This window comes from Sphingobacterium sp. UBA5996 (assembly GCF_002429765.1).
In the GTDB taxonomy this organism is placed as follows: domain Bacteria; phylum Bacteroidota; class Bacteroidia; order Sphingobacteriales; family Sphingobacteriaceae; genus Sphingobacterium.
The window spans coordinates 242377-260919 of sequence record NZ_DJAS01000001.1; the positions used below are offsets into that span (position 1 = coordinate 242377).

Annotated in this window: 12 protein-coding genes and 1 tRNA gene; 9 read left to right on the top strand and 4 right to left on the bottom strand. The window is 39.0% G+C overall.

The features are described from left to right. Window positions 1-52: 52 nt before the first annotated feature. The 5 genes from treY to B3E00_RS01030 all read left to right on the top strand — a co-directional run bounded on the left by treY (window position 53) and on the right by B3E00_RS01030 (window position 13219). Complete coding sequence (treY, locus tag B3E00_RS01010; protein WP_293936366.1) at window positions 53-4255, top strand: malto-oligosyltrehalose synthase; 4203 nt, start codon at window positions 53-55, stop codon at window positions 4253-4255. A gap of 8 nt (window positions 4256-4263) precedes the next feature. Further along, on the top strand, window positions 4264-6372 hold the full coding sequence (gene glgX, locus B3E00_RS01015) for a glycogen debranching protein GlgX (RefSeq protein WP_293936368.1): 2109 nt from the start codon (window positions 4264-4266) through the stop codon (window positions 6370-6372). 15 nt (window positions 6373-6387) lie between these two features. After that, on the top strand, window positions 6388-8205 hold the full coding sequence (treZ, locus tag B3E00_RS01020; RefSeq protein ID WP_293936369.1) for a malto-oligosyltrehalose trehalohydrolase: 1818 nt from the start codon (window positions 6388-6390) through the stop codon (window positions 8203-8205). A gap of 369 nt (window positions 8206-8574) precedes the next feature. Continuing rightward, a complete protein-coding gene (locus B3E00_RS01025; protein ID WP_293936372.1) occupies window positions 8575-10749 on the top strand; it encodes an ATP-binding protein in 2175 nt (724 codons plus the stop codon). A gap of 283 nt (window positions 10750-11032) precedes the next feature. After that, complete coding sequence (locus B3E00_RS01030) at window positions 11033-13219, top strand: catalase (RefSeq protein ID WP_293936374.1); 2187 nt, start codon at window positions 11033-11035, stop codon at window positions 13217-13219. Between the two features lie 33 nt (window positions 13220-13252). Here the strand turns inward: B3E00_RS01030 and B3E00_RS01035 are convergent, their stop codons facing one another. Continuing rightward, window positions 13253-13741, bottom strand: coding sequence for an ankyrin repeat domain-containing protein (locus B3E00_RS01035; RefSeq protein WP_293887370.1), 489 nt, complete (start codon window positions 13739-13741; stop codon window positions 13253-13255). 255 nt (window positions 13742-13996) lie between these two features. Then, window positions 13997-14149, bottom strand: a complete 153-nt coding sequence (locus B3E00_RS01040; RefSeq protein WP_115048587.1) for a lmo0937 family membrane protein — start codon at window positions 14147-14149, stop codon at window positions 13997-13999. A 429-nt stretch (window positions 14150-14578) separates the two neighbouring features. On the opposite strand from B3E00_RS01040, the gene B3E00_RS01045 reads away from it, so the two are divergent. Next, the gene (locus B3E00_RS01045) at window positions 14579-15079 is read left to right on the top strand and encodes an RNA polymerase sigma factor (protein WP_209581955.1); all 501 of its coding nucleotides are present in this window, start codon (window positions 14579-14581) and stop codon (window positions 15077-15079) included. A 253-nt stretch (window positions 15080-15332) separates the two neighbouring features. On the opposite strand, the gene B3E00_RS01050 is transcribed toward B3E00_RS01045, so the two are convergent. Continuing rightward, window positions 15333-15569 (bottom strand): hypothetical protein, encoded by a 237-nt coding sequence (locus B3E00_RS01050; RefSeq protein WP_209581952.1) that lies wholly within the window; start codon window positions 15567-15569, stop codon window positions 15333-15335. A 288-nt stretch (window positions 15570-15857) separates the two neighbouring features. Here B3E00_RS01050 and B3E00_RS01055 point away from each other — a divergent pair, with 288 nt between their 5' ends. Further along, window positions 15858-16637 carry a class I SAM-dependent methyltransferase gene (locus tag B3E00_RS01055; protein ID WP_209581949.1) on the top strand — a complete coding sequence of 260 codons (780 nt, stop codon included), beginning with the start codon at window positions 15858-15860 and terminating at the stop codon, window positions 16635-16637. A gap of 75 nt (window positions 16638-16712) precedes the next feature. On the opposite strand, the gene B3E00_RS01060 is transcribed toward B3E00_RS01055, so the two are convergent. Further along, window positions 16713-16786 (bottom strand) — tRNA-His (locus B3E00_RS01060). Between the two features lie 201 nt (window positions 16787-16987). Between B3E00_RS01060 and B3E00_RS01065 the strand changes: the two genes are divergently transcribed. Beyond that, complete coding sequence (locus B3E00_RS01065; RefSeq protein WP_209581946.1) at window positions 16988-17548, top strand: DUF4230 domain-containing protein; 561 nt, start codon at window positions 16988-16990, stop codon at window positions 17546-17548. 753 nt (window positions 17549-18301) lie between these two features. Next, window positions 18302-18505 (top strand): hypothetical protein, encoded by a 204-nt coding sequence (locus B3E00_RS01070; protein ID WP_293936378.1) that lies wholly within the window; start codon window positions 18302-18304, stop codon window positions 18503-18505. The last annotated feature ends 38 nt before the right edge of the window (window positions 18506-18543 follow it).

The window sequence follows — 18543 nt, forward strand, 5'->3', positions numbered from 1 at the left end:
ATGAACTAAAATTGCGGAAAGATGTTCTGATCTAAAAAGATATCAGCAAGCCATGCACACAACTAAAAAAGTATCTATTAATACGCCACATACCACATACAGAATTCAGTTTCATAAAGATTTCAACTTCTCGGACTTTAAAGACGTAATTCCTTACCTCAGAGATTTGGGTATAGATACAGTATACGCATCCCCCATTTTCCAGTCAACCCCTGGGAGCATTCATGGATATGATGGTATAAATTTTAATCAGATAAATAGCGAGTTGGGTAATTTGGAAGATTTGAGATCGATTAAGGAGCTATTGAACAAATACCAAATTAAATGGTTACAAGATATCGTTCCTAACCATATGGCATTTCATCCGAAAAATGAATGGCTTATGGATCTTCTGGAATTTGGCCAGTCATCGCAATTTAGTGGTTTTTTCGATACCTGTTATAGTTCAGGTTTGTTTGATAAGGGAAGGTTAATGGTCCCTGTATTGACAGATAATTTGGAGGAGGCGATTTCGAACAACGAAATCGCTGTCATTTTTTTGAATAATAGCCTTCGGCTGTCTTATAAGGGAAACCAGTATCCAATTTCTCCTCAATCATATTGTGTTATCCTGAAGGATTATTTACAGGCTACACAATCTAATTTTGAAGGACTTTTAACACAGATAAGTACTGTTCAAGCTAATGGAGATAGTGAAGAATGGAAACTATTGCGTGCTCAAATTTTTAATAAACTGACGAAAAGAAAGTTAAAGCACATTCTTGATCAATTTAATAGTAATTTGAATGATATTGATGTGTTGGTAAACGCTCAGCATTATGAACTTTGCCCTTGGTGGATCACAAACGAGAGAATAAATTTTAGACGTTTCTTTACAGTAAATGAACTGATTTGTTTAAACGTGCAGGATGAGAATGTATTCAACGAATCCCATAAGTTAATAAAAACACTGGTTAAAGAAGGACTGATTGACGGATTAAGGATTGATCATATTGACGGACTTTACAATCCGACCGCGTATTTGTTTAATTTGAGGAAGTCTGTTGGCTCAACTACATATATAGTTGCTGAAAAAATATTGGAGCATGGGGAAGTGCTTCCCCATGAATGGCCGATACAGGGAACAACAGGATACGACTTCTTATCGATGTGCAATAATGTCTTCACATCCAAATCTGGAAAAAAATTTTTAGATAAATATTATACGAAATTAGTTGGCGAAAATTCATCTATTGCGGAACAACAATATTTAAAAAAGAGTACAATTCTCAATAAACACATGCAGGGCGAGCTTGCAAACCTCACTAAGCTACTATCAAGCCTCCTACGTGTTAATAGCAAGGTTAAAAAAAGCCACCTAAAGGATATTTTACAATCATTTTTAGCATCGTTTCCTATATACCGCGTTTATGACGATCGCTTTCCACTGTCAGCATCAACTTATAAATTATTTTTATCAATTTTTGCAAAGTTAACTAAGATTCCTGAGCTCGACCAAACACTGATTAATCAGTTTAGGAATCTCTTTGAACAGGCGCAGGTGAATTATCAACCGAAAACCCAAAGTGATCTGGTGGAATTTCTCATGCGTTGTATGCAGTTGACAGGTCCAGTCATGGCGAAGGGGGTGGAAGATACTTTAATGTTTACGTATAACCGCTTTATTGGCCATAATGAAGTGGGCGATCATCCAGCGAATTGGGGTGTGAGTAAAAAGAAATTTCATAAAATGATGCAAGAGCGCCAGATGAACTGGTCACTATCTATGAATGCAAGTTCGACTCACGATACCAAACGCGGCGAAGATGCGCGTAGTCGTCTATTGGTACTAACCGCTATGGCGCAAAAGTGGATTAAAGAGGTGCAACTCTGGCACGATATGGTGCGGAACGAATACCCAAAAGATCTTCCGCATCCAAATGATGAATACTTCATTTATCAGTCGCTGGTCGCTTCTTTTCCCATGGAAAAAAATGATTCTAATAGATCCTTAGCATTTGAAAAACGCTTTCTTGATTACTTGGTTAAATATCTCCGAGAGGGGAAGGAACGCTCTTGCTGGGAGAGCCCAAATGTGGACTATGAAGCTTCTGTTCAGAAGTTCGCCTCTTTTCTGCTCGATAGAGAACGTCCATTTTTTACCAGCTTTTATCATTTTCTTGAGGTGGTTGCCGATTTTGGTGTCATAAATTCGCTTACCCAGCAAATTTTAAAATTTACTTGTCCTGGCGTCCCTGACATCTATCAGGGTTCAGAACTTTGGAACCATAGTTTTGTCGATCCAGACAATCGAAGACCGATAGATTATCAGCGTAGGAAGGATCTTTTGTCTGCTATTGAAAATGGGGATAAAAAAGTGCAGACCCAAGATTTATGGAAATATAGGTTTGATGGGAAAATTAAATTATGGTTGGTAAGGGAATTGGTGAAACTGCGAAAGGAACACCGTGCTCTCGCATCCGATGGCAGTTACGTGCCGCTTAAAGTAACTGGCCGCTTTCGTAATAATATTTTAGCATTCGCGCGTAGATCGGGTGAGGAATGGATGGTTATAGTTGTTCCCTTACATCTCGCAGAAATCGGTAATATCTCAAAATTTGTTCCTGGTTCATTTGATTGGTCTGATACCAAGGTTCATCTTTCATCAAACCATTCCGTGGCCTGGAAGCATATCCTAACAGAAGCACAAGGTGAAGGAATGGAGATTGCAGTCAATACGATTTTTAGGGATCTTCCAACGGCTATCATCAGCTACACGGATTTTCCACCTCAGCGGAGCTCAGGCATTTTGATGCATATTAGTTCAATTCCATCCCCTTTCGGGATAGGTGACTTGGGCTCGGAAGCTAGAAGATTTGTAAAGCAACTTTACCGCAGCGGGCAAAGCTGGTGGCAAGTTCTTCCATTGGGCCCTACGGATGCTACACAATTCCATTCACCTTATAGTACGCTGAGTAGCAGGGCTGGAAATCCATTATTCATAGATCTGCGGGAGCTGATAAAATTAGGTTTGCTCCAAAAGAATGAAATAAAGCACTTAAAACGTAAAGCATCGACAACGATAAATTTTGCTGAAGTAGTGTTGGCAAAATACCAACTGTTGGAACAGGCCTATAGTCGTCTGCCAGCGGATGCAGCATTTGAATTTTCCGATTTTGTAGATCGCGAATCGAAGTGGTTAAATGATTATGCTCTTTTCAAGGTGTTAAAAAATAGAAATGGAAATAAACCATGGTATGAGTGGCCAACGCATTATAAGAATCGAGAAAGCGCCGCGTTGAGCAATTTTGCTGCTGAATTTCGAGATGAATTACAACAAGAAAAGTGGTTCCAATTTCTATTTTTCAAACAGTGGGATGGCTTAAGAAAATATGCACGAGATTATGGCATTAGACTTATTGGCGATATTCCATTTTACGTAGCCTACGATTCCGCAGATGTGTGGGTCAATCCGCACTATTTTTCCTTAAAAGCAGACGGAGATATGAAATATGTTGCCGGAGTACCCCCAGACTACTTTAATGCAGATGGCCAATTATGGGGAATGCCAACTTTTAATTGGGAATCTCTTAAGCATGATGGCTACCAATGGTGGATCGACCGGCTAGCGCACAACTGTTCGTTGTTCGATATTTTGCGACTGGATCATTTTAGAGCATTTTCTTCCTATTGGGAAGTTCCTATTCAAGAAACTTCTGCAAAGAATGGAAAATGGTTGGCGGGCCCTGGTGAGGCTTTCTTTGAGCAAGTTAAGATCAATCTAGAATATATGCCCTTTATAGTGGAGGATCTCGGCGATGTCGATGCCGCAGTATATGATCTTCGAGATCGATTTAAATTTCCCGGTATGGCGGTATTACAATTTGCCTTTGGTGAGGATATGTCACGATCACCTCACATTCCTCATCGGTATGTCAGAAATTCTGTTGCCTATACCGGTACACATGATAATAATACGACGTTATCTTGGTACAATCAGGACCTAAGTCTATTGAGCAAAATAAATTTAAGAAACTATTTTGGAAGAATAGTTGATAGTGAGAATGTCAATGACGTCCTTATACGGTCAATTTACGCATCTGTCGCGGATAAGGTTATAGTGCCGATGCAAGATATTTTAAATCTTGATGGATCATGCCGTATGAATAGGCCAGCCAGTACTGCTGGAAATTGGTTGTGGCGTATGCAAAAGAAAGCATTTACATCAAAAATTCAACATAAATTATTTAATTACACGAAAATATATAACCGTTAAACATAAAGATGGAAACAAACATTTCTACCGGAAATCCTTATCCTTTAGGGGCAACCTACGATGGGGAAGGAGTGAACTTCGCACTCTGCTCCGAACACGCTGAGGCTGTTGAACTTTATCTCTACGATAGTTCAGACGAGCGAGAAATCGCTAAATTTAAAATTACGGAGAAAACACATCAAGTGTGGCATATCTATGTTTCTGGAATAAAACCTGGGCAACTCTACGGTTATCGGGTTCATGGTCCTTATGACCCATCAAACGGACATCGCTTTAACCCACATAAATTATTGATTGATCCCTATGCAAAAGCAATTTCAGGAACTGTTAAATGGAATGATGCTTTATTCGCCTACACTATAGGAGATGATGACTTAAGCATGGATGCAACTGATAGTGCTCCCTTTGTTCCTAAATCTGTCGTTACAAACGACAGATTTGACTGGGGAAGCGATAAGCCACCCCGCATTCCTATGCATAAGAGTGTGATTTACGAAACACACGTAAAAGGCTTTACAGCAATGCATCCCGATATTCCTGAAGAAATAAGAGGTACCTATGCCGCAATGGGCCATCCCGTTGCAGTAAATTACCTGAAAGAATTGGGTATTACAGCGGTAGAATTGTTACCTATACATCATTTTTTGACTGACCGTCATCTAAAGGATAAGGGACTCAGCAACTATTGGGGTTATAACAGTATTGGTTTTTTTGCACCAGATGTGCGCTATTCTGCTTCAGGCTACCATGGAGAGCAGGTTTTGGAATTCAAACAGATGGTTAAAGCACTGCACGAGGCAGGCATAGAAGTTATTTTAGATGTGGTATACAACCATACTGGCGAAGGTAACGAAATGGGGCCAACACTTTCTTTTAGAGGTATTGACAACGCCTCCTATTATCGATTAGCTGACGACCCTCGTTATTATATGGACTTTACCGGAACCGGCAATACACTAAATACCCGCCAACCCAACGTATTAAGGATGATTATGGACAGCCTCCGTTATTGGATTCAAGAAATGCATGTAGATGGATTTCGATTCGACCTGGCTTCAGCACTGGCGCGTGAACTGCACGAAGTAGACAAATTGAGCTCTTTTTTCGATGTGATCCATCAAGATCCAATCATCTCACAAGTTAAACTAATTGCCGAACCGTGGGATATCGGAGAAGGGGGATATCAAGTTGGCGAGTTCCCCCCCGGCTGGGCCGAATGGAATGGAAAGTATCGCGACTGTATCCGTGACTACTGGATTGGAGCAGACAGCATGATTGCCGAATTCGCAAACCGACTTACCGGTTCTTCTGATTTATACCGAGGCGACAACCGTACCCCTTCGGCCAGTGTCAATTTCGTTACGGCACATGATGGATTTACGCTTCACGATCTAGTATCTTATAATGAAAAGCATAATGACGCAAATGGTGAGGACAATCAGGATGGAGAGAGCCACAACCGTTCTTGGAACTGTGGTGTCGAAGGACCAACAGACGATCCTGAGATCAATAGTTTGAGGGAGAAACAGAAGCGAAATATGCTGACAACATTGTTTCTTTCTCAAGGGGTTCCCATGCTTGTGGCTGGCGATGAATTCGGCAGAACGCAGCAGGGAAACAATAATGCATATTGCCAGGACAATGAGATTTCGTGGTTGGATTGGACTAAAATCGATGGAAACCAATTGGACTTCACCAAGAAATTAATACATCTTCGTCGGGAACATCCCGTATTCTGTCGCCGAAAATGGTTTCAAGGATTGCCTATTCGCGGTACGGGTGTTGAAGATATCGTATGGTTTTTACCTGATGCATCCGAGATGGACGACCATCATTGGCAGGAAGACCATGCGCGTTCACTTGCGGTATATTTAAATGGTGAAGGTATTAGATCAGTTGGTAACGACGGAAAGAAAATCGTGGATGCTAGCTTTTACCTGTTGTTTAACGCGTATTGGGAAGATGTGTCGTATCAGCTCCCAAATGAAAATTATGGAGCTAGGTGGATGAAAATCTTAGATACGAATAATGATACGATAGAAAATTTCGGAGAGTTTGCTGCGGGTGATACTATCTTAGTTCCTTCACGTTCCATACTATTATTTCAATCCCAATAATAGACTGCAGAGCGTATGAGCAAGACCGGAATTAAGCATGTGGGCATTCGTTTTGAAGGCGAAACCTGTCAAATTAGCGTATGGGCACCAATAGCAAAAATTGTGATTTGCCGATTGTGTGATAATAATTTAGAAATACCTCTAAGGCCACTAAAATATGGCTATTGGTATGCTGAGAGTACATTAATAACTCCTGGGGATCGGTATAAAATCAGTGTGGACGGAAATGAATTTCCAGACCCGGCTTCCCTTTCCCAGCCCGAAGGTGTGCATGGACCATCAGAGGCAATAGATCTCCGATTTAATTGGACTGATCAGAGCTATAAGCCTCCTAAAAATTCCGAATTCGTGATCTATGAGATTCACGTCGGAACATTCACCTCATCTCGCGATTTTGATGGTGTCATAAAAAAAATTCCGCATTTGAAGGATTTGGGGATCACTGCGATAGAGATTATGCCAGTCGCACAGTTTCCAGGAGGGAGGAACTGGGGGTATGATGGCGTTTTCCCATTTGCAGTACAGCATTCCTATGGTGGAGCTTCAGAATTTCAGCGGCTTGTGAATGCCTTCCATGCAGTTAATATAGCTGTAATTTTGGATGTGGTGTATAACCATATCGGACCTGAAGGAAATTATTTTTCGAATTATGGGCCATATTTCACCAACAAATACCATACGCCATGGGGCGATGCTCTTAATTATGATGATCGTTTCTGTCATGGGCAGCGGGATCTAGTGCTCAATAACGTCCGTATGTGGTTTGAAGACTTTCATATTGATGCTCTTCGACTAGATGCGGTGCATGCGATTAAAGATTTCGGAGCAGTTCACATACTTCAGGAAATTCGCAAGGAAACGGACCAGATTATCATCAATTCGGGTAAGAATCGCTTTTTATTCATTGAGTGCGATCTCAATGATAGGCGATTTCTGGATCCATTGACAAAAAATGGCTATGATATGGATGCGCAGTGGTTAGATGAGTTCCATCATGCCTTAAGAGTGTCGGTGGGCGAACCAAAAAAGGGATATTATGAAGAATTTAATGGATTGAATGATCTGGCAAAAGCCTATGAGAAAGCCTATGTTTTTGACGGTAATTACTCTTCCCACCGGGAAAAGTTCTTCGGAACAGACAGTTTTGGTCTTGATGGGAATCGCTTCATAGTTTTTTGCCAAAACCACGATCAGATCGGTAATAGAATGCTAGGGGACCGCGCAGTGAAGATTTATTCTAGCGAAATAGCGCGCCTCATGGCCTTTGCTGTGTTTATGTCTCCCTATCTTCCCTTACTATTTATGGGTGAAGAATGGGGGACAGAAAAGCCTTTCCCATATTTTATAAGCCATAGTGATCCTGAGCTCGTGCAACTAGTTAGGGAAGGCCGGAAGAAAGAGTTTGAAGATTTTATTACGAATTCTGATGTCCCAGATCCTCAGAGTGAAAGTATATTTAGAGAGGCTATATTGGATTGGGACGAGCTCAATAGCGATCCCTATCGACAACGTTTATTGTATTACAAATCGTTAATAGCGTTGCGGAAAACAAACTCCCTGCTGAAAGATGTGCAGCGGGATGAGTTGAAGGTCAAATGCATCGAAGATAAAAAAGTACTTCTGCTTCAGGTGAAAAAAAAGGAAAAATCTATCGTTGTAATCATGAACTTTTCCGACCATGTACAGCACGTAAATTTACCGGAAGATTTCAAATGGCGAATGATATTTGATACTCACGAAACACAAGCTGAGCTTATTGTTGGTACGGATAAGCCGGTAATTACATCCTATCCGTTATCACCGTGGTCCGGCTATGTTTATAGTTCTCAATAGCTTATTTTAAAGATTACAGTACTTATTTGAAAAGATAAAGGTGGATACAAAGATGATCACAAATTTCAAACAAAGTACGTAATACTATTGTTTACTATTCAAGACGGCTTGTCCAGCCATGAAGAAAGTTTAAAAGCTAGGTTCTTTCCAACCTAGCTTTTTCTCGCTTAAGTAGGTGTGGTAATATTTACCTGTAATTGCTAAAAAAAGTTTGACGGTTGTCTAATCAATTATTCGTAGTTATTTTTTATATATTAGCCTGAGATATGACATGTTTGAAGAGGTATGCTAGATTTTATATTGTATGGCAATTATCTTTTTCGAGAATTTCCTATTAATAGTAAGTTAAAATATTAAAACTAGTAAGATATGCCTCAATTGGAGTGTCATGATGAAGAAATCCACTTATGTGGTAAAATCCAATTTTTCGGTTTCCTTTGTGTTTTCGATAAGATCGGATGCATTGCAGTAAGTGAAAATCTATCTCATGTGCTGAATATTCCTTTAAACGAAATTCTTGGACGTTCGATTAAGGAGTTGTTGCCTTTTTTTTCTGCAGCGAACGAATGGAATATCGAAGAGATTGAGAGACAGATCACTGAGCAGGTATTCTCTCGTTTCGTTGAGCGTATCCGTATGAAGGATAATGATTACTATTTGAGCATTTACCGCTACGACGAGAAAACATATGTTGAATTAGAGATTTGCAATGAGAACCGCCTAAAAGCGCCGCGTTTATTCTATTATGCTAAATACCTTGAGGAACAAAATGGCAATGCTTGGCAATCTTTGACAGTATTGATCCGCCAGATCATTGGTTTTGATCGTGTCATGGTATATCGTTTTGAAGAAGACCATAGTGGACAAGTAATTGCGGAGTCTATTAACAAAGGAATGAGCTCGCTAATGGGATATCGTTACCCGGAATTTGATATTCCTACACAGGCTAGAGCACTTTATACCAAATTTCTTGCGCGACATGTTGCGGATATCGATGCCCCTGTTATTCCTATTCATGGACTGGGGGCGGGGGAGATAGACCTCACGCATTCCAGCGTCAGAGCCTTATCGCCGGTGCATTTGCAGTATCTCAGGAACTCGGGCGCGCGCGCCAGTGCTAGCTTCTCTATCGTTATCGATGGAAAACTTTGGGGAATTGTAGCTTGTCAAAACAGGCTTCCCAAGAATGTCGATCTTTCCCAACGACACTTATGTGCCTTTTTAACGCGATATGCAGTAAATTATTATCTTTCAGAACATCAAAAGGAAAATTTGGTCGCACAAACCATCATGGGTGTTATGGAACGAGATCTTAAATCCGAACTGTTAGTAAATAGTGATATTGGAGTTGTGCTTGAACGTTTTGCCCCCCAGATTTTGGAAATTGTAGCAGCCGATGGATTAATGATCAAGAACGATCATACTGCTAAAAGCTGGGGAACGGTGCCGGATGAAGGGCAGCAACGTACAATAGATAAGTACATAGAAAGCCAAGAACGAACCGAACTCTTTTCTACGTCAAATTTTGTTTATGATCAAGTAGAGTCAGAACACGGCGTGTTTTTGCCTGGCGTTTTAAGAATAAATATTCTTCCTGGCAATAAATATTACATCTATTTATTCCGTAAGGAACATATATATGACGACGTTTGGGCAGGAAAGCCCGAAAAAATATACCTTTATGATCCCGAAAGGAAAGTTGAATTTCCCTCGCCAAGAAAATCGTTTGAAGCTTGGCGTGAAACGATGAAAGGCAAGTCTGTTAATTGGAGAAAGACTGAGCTTTCTTTTATGGAGAAGGTGGCACAAATAGCCCAACAAGCTATCGCACAACGGGGCGGGGAGATTGCGCAACTTAACAAGGAACTTATCAGATCCAACAACGCCTTAGATACATTTGGCTATACATTAACGCATGACCTTAAAAATCCACTTTCCTCGATAAAGCTTGCCGCTCAGATGATGTTAATAAAAGATGATCTTTCTAAAGACATGCTACGTAAGATGGCAAAAAATATCATGGATGCCACAGGACTGATCACAGAAATGATGGATAAAGTTTATCAGCTTACGCAGTCTAATTATGTAACTTTTAAGACCGAACTGATCGATCCGCGAAATAAAATTCTGAATATTCTAGATAGTAGCAAGCAGCAGTTTGATAGTGAAAATCTAGAATTTATACTAGGTGAAACTTGGCCGATTATAGGCGAAAGAACACTGCTGTATCAGCTATTTTTAAACCTGATTGGCAACGCCATAAAATATAGTAGCAAAAAGGATCAACCGGTAGTTGAAGTTTATAGCATAAAAAAGGGTAATTCGGTTCACTATTACATCAAGGACAATGGGATAGGCATGGATATTCGTGACGATAGCAATATATTTGACATATTTAAACGTCTGCCCAATTCGCAAGGTTTTGAAGGTTCGGGTATTGGCTTATCCATTGTTAAGCGAATAGCTGACCGACTCAACGCAAAAGTTACTGTTGAAAGTGAACTCAATGTGGGTACAACTTTTTGTATAAGCTTTGAAAGCTAATGACGACAATTTCAATAATCCCCTTATCGTCCGACTCTCGATGTGCATTTATACAATTACTTTAGACTTTTTAGTAATTAGTGTATATCATTATGAGTTGTGTCGTCGTTTTGTAACCGAAACCCTAGGAATAACTTTTATAATTAAAACAAACGATTAATGGATTGGAAGAGTTCCTAAAAGGAATATCGAATATTTTTAACTAGGATAGCATGAGGAGTCAGTCTTTGCCTTCCCAGGTCTTAATTCAATTAAAAATGTGTAAACCCATAAATCGACTATAATGAAAAAAAAAGAATCGAAAACGGCAAAGGTTGAGGCAGTTGAAAATAAAAAAGTCAGCGCACTACGGCCTCATACCGCAGATGCTACAGGTCAAGAGATGACAACGGATCAGGGGGTCAAAATCAATGATGATCAAAATTCGTTACGTGCAGGTGATCGAGGTGCAACGCTCTTAGAGGATTTTATTCTACGGGAAAAGATCACCCATTTCGATCACGAACGCATTCCGGAGCGTGTTGTACATGCTCGAGGGTCTGGCGCACATGGTGTTTTTAAATTATATAAGCCTTTGAGTGCGTTAACAAAAGCAGGTTTTTTGAATAATACCGAAATAGAAACGCCAGTGTTCGTTCGTTTCTCGACTGTTGCTGGTTCAAGGGGTTCAACAGATCTGGCGCGCGATGTACGTGGTTTTGCAGTCAAATTTTATACTGAAGAGGGTAATTTCGATTTAGTTGGTAACAATATGCCTGTCTTCTTTATTCAGGATGCTATGAAATTCCCAGATCTTGTCCATGCGGTCAAACCCGAACCTGATAATGAAATTCCACAGGCTGCATCGGCCCACGATACGTTTTGGGACTTTATTTCGTTGATGCCCGAGTCGGCACATATGATCATGTGGCTAATGAGTGATCGTGCCATACCACGCAGCTATCGTATGATGGAGGGGTTTGGGGTGCATACTTTTCGATTTATCAACGCCCGTGGAGAATCAAATTTTATTAAATTTCATTGGAAACCAATGCTTGGAGTTCATTCCGTTGCATGGGATGAAGCACAAAATATTTCTGGTAAAGACCCCGATTTCCATCGAAGGGATCTTTGGGAAGCGATTGAAAGCGGTGCGTTTCCAGAATGGGAACTTGGCGTACAGGTCATCCCTGAAGCGGATGAATTTAAATACGAATTTGACCTATTGGATTCGACAAAAATTGTTCCGGAGGAACTTGTACCGGTACTGCCTATAGGTAAAATGACATTGAATCGAAATCCAGATAATTTCTTTGCTGAAACAGAGCAGGTTGCCTTCCATATCGGAAACATTGTACCTGGAATCGATTTTACGAATGATCCGCTGTTGCAGGGGCGCCTATTCTCCTATACCGATACCCAACTGATTCGTTTAGGAGGTCCCAATTTTCACGAAATTCCGATAAATAGACCCATTAGTCCTTCCCACAATAACCAACGTGATGGATTTATGCGCCAACGAATAGATCGTGGGAAGACAAGCTATGGACCAAATTCGTTGGGGGATAATTATCCGCTGCAAGTATCAGAAGAAGCAGGAGGATTTAAAAGCTATCAAGAGCGTATTGATGCGCGAAAAGTTCGTGCGAGAAGTGACAGTTTCCGAGACCATTTTAGTCAGGCACGATTATTTTACAATAGTCAATCTGAGCCAGAAAGAAACCACATTATCGATGCATTCAGTTTCGAATTAGGCAAGGTAAAATCCGTTGCAGTAAGACAGCGAATGATTGGTATATTATCGTTGGTTGATAAAAGCCTGGCAGGCCAAGTAGCAACCGCTCTGGGGTTGCAGGTGCAGGAGAAGCTCGAAAAGCCAATCAATAAAAGTCTCCCAGCAGATGCAAATCCTTCCGACTATGAGCCTATTGAAGTTAAGGTGAAATTAAAAAGATCGGCTGCATTAAGTATGGAAGATACTGTTAAGAGTACGATTATAAGCCGAAAAATTGCCGTACTAGCTGCTGATGGTGTAGACGCAAGTTCGCTAAAAGTTGTGACAGATGCTATTCGATCAGAAGGAGGCATCATTCATATTATCTCACCAAAGTTAGGGCAAATTATAGGCTCAGATAATAAGCCGATTCAAGTGGAGGAAAGTTTCTTGACGGCAGCATCCGTACTGTATGACGCCATATACTTACCTGGAGGGAAAGACAGCGTGAACAAATTACAATCAAATGCGGATGCGGTTCATTTCCTAAATGAAGCTTTTAAGCACTGTAAAGCTATCGCAGCAGATACGGAGGCTCGTCTGGTTTTGGATGCCACTTATTTTTTCAATAAGGGACCAGAATTTGACGTTAGCTCTACCTTGGATGAAGGAATAATCATTGAAAGCGATTCGAAGTCTTTGGCTGATAAGTTTATTAAGGCAATTGCAAAGCACAGATTTTGGGAGCGGGAGAAAAAAGGTAAGGTTCCAGCATAGTCTTAAAATAAATAGCCCGCATATGCGGGCTATTTATTTTGAGATAGTTTCATTTTGTAAAAGAGCTAAACCGGTATCGTTGCCTTGTTGCGCGGCTAAGTCAAGTACCGATAGTCCACGCATGTCAAGCAAACTTGTATTTGCACCGTGGTGAAGCAAAAGTTCAAGAACTTCATTTCGTCCAAACATGGCTGCAAACATCAGAGCAGTGCCACCGTTTCCATGCTGTAAATTTAGATTTGCACCATAAGTGATTAGTAATTTAGCGATATCGTAATAACCTTTAAAAGCTACTCCCATGAGCGCTGTATTGCCTCCATTATCTTGAGCATTCACATCGGCACCAGCTTCCAATAATAATTGGGCAGCGGCAAGCTTATTATTATAACAGGCAATTATCAATGCTGTATAGCCTTTGCTATCCCGAGTATTGACATCAGTATCCTGATAGATCAATTCACGTAGAACTTCGATATTGCCTAATCGGGCGGCATGTATCATGATTTCTGAATTTTGTATCATAGTTGATAAGTTTTTGTTTTAAGATTATTGAAATTGATCGGTGCCTTAGAACGTTGTATCTTAGTTGGAACAAAACTGTGAGACGAAATGTTTGCCGACAATTTAATTTTAATTTAAATGGGATATAAACGCCAACATGTTGTCAAAAAAAAGCAGTTTTTGAGATAAAGCATCGTTATTACTGATTCGCAGTTGTTAAAAAAGCCGAACGAGGACATGTTCGGCTTTCTAACTCTTCAGCTTTATGCTATTACGCTAGGCGGCACCACGAATAACACGAAGTAGTACAACAATTATAGCAATAACCAATAGTACGTGGATGATATTTCCTGTAGCATAGCCTCCAAAAAAGCTGATTGCCCAAATGATAACTAAAATGACAGCGATGATGTACAATAAATTTCCCATAATTTTTGATTTGTTTTCCAGTAGAACATCATTCGCATACGTATAGTTTGTTTTGATAAATTATTTTAAATCATTTAAGTGTTCAGTTTACGATACGGAGCGTACATTATGCTGTTAAAAATGAATCGTTAAGATACAGTCTCAACGTATTTCTAACATTTCAACAGTAAATAAATACCTTATTATCTTTTTTTAATATTGCTCTTTTTTTGATAGCCACTTAAATTATAGGTAATAAATCTGCTAAAGCTTGCGAATTAGGCTTCGAAGAGTTGGAAAACGTATTTCTACTCGGACCAATGTTATTTCTTTTTAAAGCTAAAAAGGGTTTAAAGTGTAGCACTCTTCTTGTTACCCTATTCTTGTAAAACCATTTTAAACAATCAGTTGAATATAAACAATCAGTTGAATAAAGAAAGAGGATAAGTTATGAACAATTACAATTTAAACGTACTCATTAACGAAAAAAGAAGTTTGCTTAATCATTTTGCTGCCAAATTTACAGCTGATCCGGATGAAAAGGAAGATTTGATACAAGAGACTTGGATAAGAGCATTGAAGTCAATAGATGAATTTGTGCAACATCCAAAATTGATGAGCTGGTTATATGTCATTATGAAACATACGTACATCAATAAGTATCGAAAAGCAAAACGAATTACTGAAATTCAAGATCAGTACGTGGTTTTAGAAAGTACAAATACTACTGAACATAATAAAGGAATCAATAAATTCATGGCTGAAGATATCGAAAAAGCGATGACGAGTTTAACTTCAGAAAATTATGAAATTTTTCGTCTGTTTTTGGACGGTTATAAATATCATGAAATCGCATCTTATTTTGATATGCCAGAAGGTACAGTTAAGACTAGAATTCATATGGTACGTAAAAAACTCCAAAAACAGCTTAAAGTGTATAGAATGAACTAGCAGTTCCCGCAGATTACATATAAGCCAGTCAACATTTGACTGGCTTATATGTAATTTTTAAAACGCTCTATTTGCTAAAATCTTCTCAACCAACAGAACTCATAAAAATAACAATTAAAGGATCTCTACAAAGTTCTTCGATGGTTTTGATTCCTACCTTAACTCATACCTCCAGGATCGCTTTGACAGCCTTTCTTAGTCGGAAGGTATTCTGAAAAGTGATCATCGAATGATCCCCTTTTCAGAATTAATATTAATCATTTTCATGTTCCGTAGAAGCAAAAGAAAATTTAACCGACTTCTGCGGGTAAGTCTCCATACTTTTGCGACTCGTGTTTTTAATGATGGTTTTAAGGCTAACACGGTCTCCCAATTTATAGTAAGTCTCTACGGTCTGATAATCCAGTAAGTAGGGGCCACAAAAATAGTTTCCATTGTCATCTTTCTCTATAATTCCCTGATAAAGCCCTTCTTTTGTCTCTTTTGGCATATTTATTTAATTTGAATGACAAAGGTAGCAAGAGTATTTGAAGAATATCATAGGAAAAATAAAATTTGAATTTTTTTATAGGATAAGTGTTCCATTTCCTCAATTGTTTCGATAGAATTCGTTTTCATTTGAGTGCTAAAGCCAAAGAAATAAATGTGGCATTGTTTAAGAGTCATATCATCCAAATCGGTGTGCTAAAAACAAAAAATATATCATTGTTTTTCTCGTTATATTTCTATAAATTCAGCACATAAAAATAAAGGACGAATCAAAATAGACCAAAAATAAATGAACGAGTTAGAAAGTTATTTCCGAAATAATGATGCAAAATTGATTAATAAATGGATGCATTATTTCGATGTATACGACAGACATTTTAGTCGTTTCAAGGGCAAAGATATCGTCGTTTTAGAAGTGGGGGTTTTTCAGGGTGGAAGCCTTCAGATGTGGAAAAACTACTTTGGTGATCGCGCGAAAATATACGGTATTGACATCAACCCACACTGTAAAGAACTCGAAGAAGAGAATGTGGAGATATTTATTGGCTCACAGTCCGACCGAAAATTCCTTCGTCAGGTGAAAGAATCTATTCCACCGATCGATATTTTAATCGATGATGGCGGCCATACTATGAAACAGCAGATTGTGACTTTTGAAGAACTCTTTGATCATGTAAAAGACACCGGTGTATATCTCTGTGAAGATCTGCACACATCTTATCAAGTGTTTTACGGAGGGGGGCACAAAAGGAATGGAACTTTTATTGAATATAGTAAGAATTTCATCGATTATATCAACGCTTATCATTCGGAACAACGTGGGTTGAAAGTAAATGGATTTACACGTTCGGTAAGCTCGCTTCACTATTATGACAGTATCTTGGTTGTGGAGAAGCACCGAAGAGATGAGGCACCGATACATATGAAAACAGGGCAGGCAACAGTAAAGGATTTCAATGCAGCTCCTACAGGAATTGATGGATTAAAATGGAGAGTTAAAAAGCCTGCTTTAACCATGATCAACAAGTTGCTACGTTTTTTCCGTATAGGTGGTTTTATGTGGCGCTAGAAGGCGAAAGAAAAATTATTGATAATACTACTTGAAATAAAAAAAGCGGATCAATTTAAATTGATCCGCTTTTTGGGTAAGTAATCGGGCTCGAACCGACGACCCCTAGAACCACAATCTAGTGCTCTAACCAACTGAGCTATACCTACCGTGATTTTGATGTCACAAAAGTAGTATTATACCTGATATTTTCCAAATGTTTTTTAAACTTTTTAATTAAACAATTGTCTATCAAAATATATAGTTTTTGTTTTAACCAAGTTGGCGAAGTTTATGATAGTATTGAGGTAATATTTCGAGGTTAAATAGATAAAAAGGCAACTTGGTCTTTAATTTGTATAGTATAATTTATGGGAAAATTTTTAAAATTTTTAATCGCCGCAGCCATTTTGGCGGTGGGCGCTTGGTTTGTCTACAATAAATATAATAGTGGTCCGTTGGTGGAAAGTAAGCATCAGTTATTAGTGGATCGTATTGAGGCTATGGGGAAATTAGAATTGGTAAAATATCGTTATAGTGATGTGGTAGAACATAAGAATGTCAATACATTTTTACCTGACGCAAGTGTATTATTAATTGTCAAAGCGGATGCTGTAGGTTGTGTAAATCTGACGAAGCTTACTCCGGAAGATATTGAAGTTATTGGAGATTCAGTCGCTATAAAGTTACCGGCTCCAGAAATTTGCTATATTAAGATCGACCATGAAGCCTCGAAGGTATATGATACCAAGATGGCTTTTTTAAGAGAAGCGGAACTTGTAGATGAGGCATATAAAGCCGCAGAAAAGGCGGTTGCAGATGATGTTAAAAAATCAGACATTCTTCAGCAAACCAAAGCGAATGCCAATACGGTTTTTAAGCCACTTCTGCAGGGTCTGGGATTTTCAAAAATCAATCTGACTTTCAAATAAATTTAAATAGGAGAGCTAGAAAATATTGAATTGATCTAGCTCTCTGTAATGAATCCATTACGTGCACTTCCGATAAAATGAAAATAGACGGTTATCCAAATGTGAGTGGAATGACAGTAAAAGATTCTTATTCGTTTTTATCTTGTCGTCGATGTATCCGGTTGAGGGGTCGGTGGGATTTCTCCTCTAGATTGTGGAGAAGTAGTGTCACGATATTGTATCGTTGTAGTATCATTTGGTACGGAGTCCCGCATCAACTCTTTTGATTTCTCATCATCGGTCTTAGCGCTGTTACATCCGAAGGCGGCAAGACAAACTAGTCCAACGGCAATTAATTTTGTTAAATTTTTCATATTCACTTTATTATTTAATCGTAGTATGCAGTCGCATACGCTTAGCTGAAGAACAACGTTCAAATTGAAAGTGTTTCGAATTTAATTTATCTATTGTTATTGGAAAGAGGATTGTGCCTGTTTTGTTGTTGAAAAATTAGAATTGTAAAGAACTTTATAAAGTTGAAGGCTGTTCCTCTATTATATAAGTTCATTTGAACAGAGAGATCTAACATAAATATGCTTGAAATGTCCTTTGTTAAGGACTGGCTCCCAATTAAGTCTTGAAACTCTGGTTGATATCGCTTTTCTGGCTGATGTTGAAAGTTAAACAGCAGTCTTGAATATTTAGAAAATCTGATCTCGATGTGGTATTAGCGGATATAAATAGAATAATTATACAATAATAAACTAAAAAGACATGGCAACAAAGAACGAAAATCGCGTAGTCGGAACAGAAATGGAGAAGAAGAAAAAAGTTAAACTAGGGGTCAATGGAGAAGTAATTCGAGATGTAAACGATAAGGATCATGGTGATGCAGAGGCTGGGGTAGACCCACAGGTCGATCAACTTAACGATATGCCGAACGATCCGACGGATAGGCCTAAAGAAAGTAAGAAATAAAAAAGACCCGCAATTCTGAGGGCACTGAAAAAGTCTCA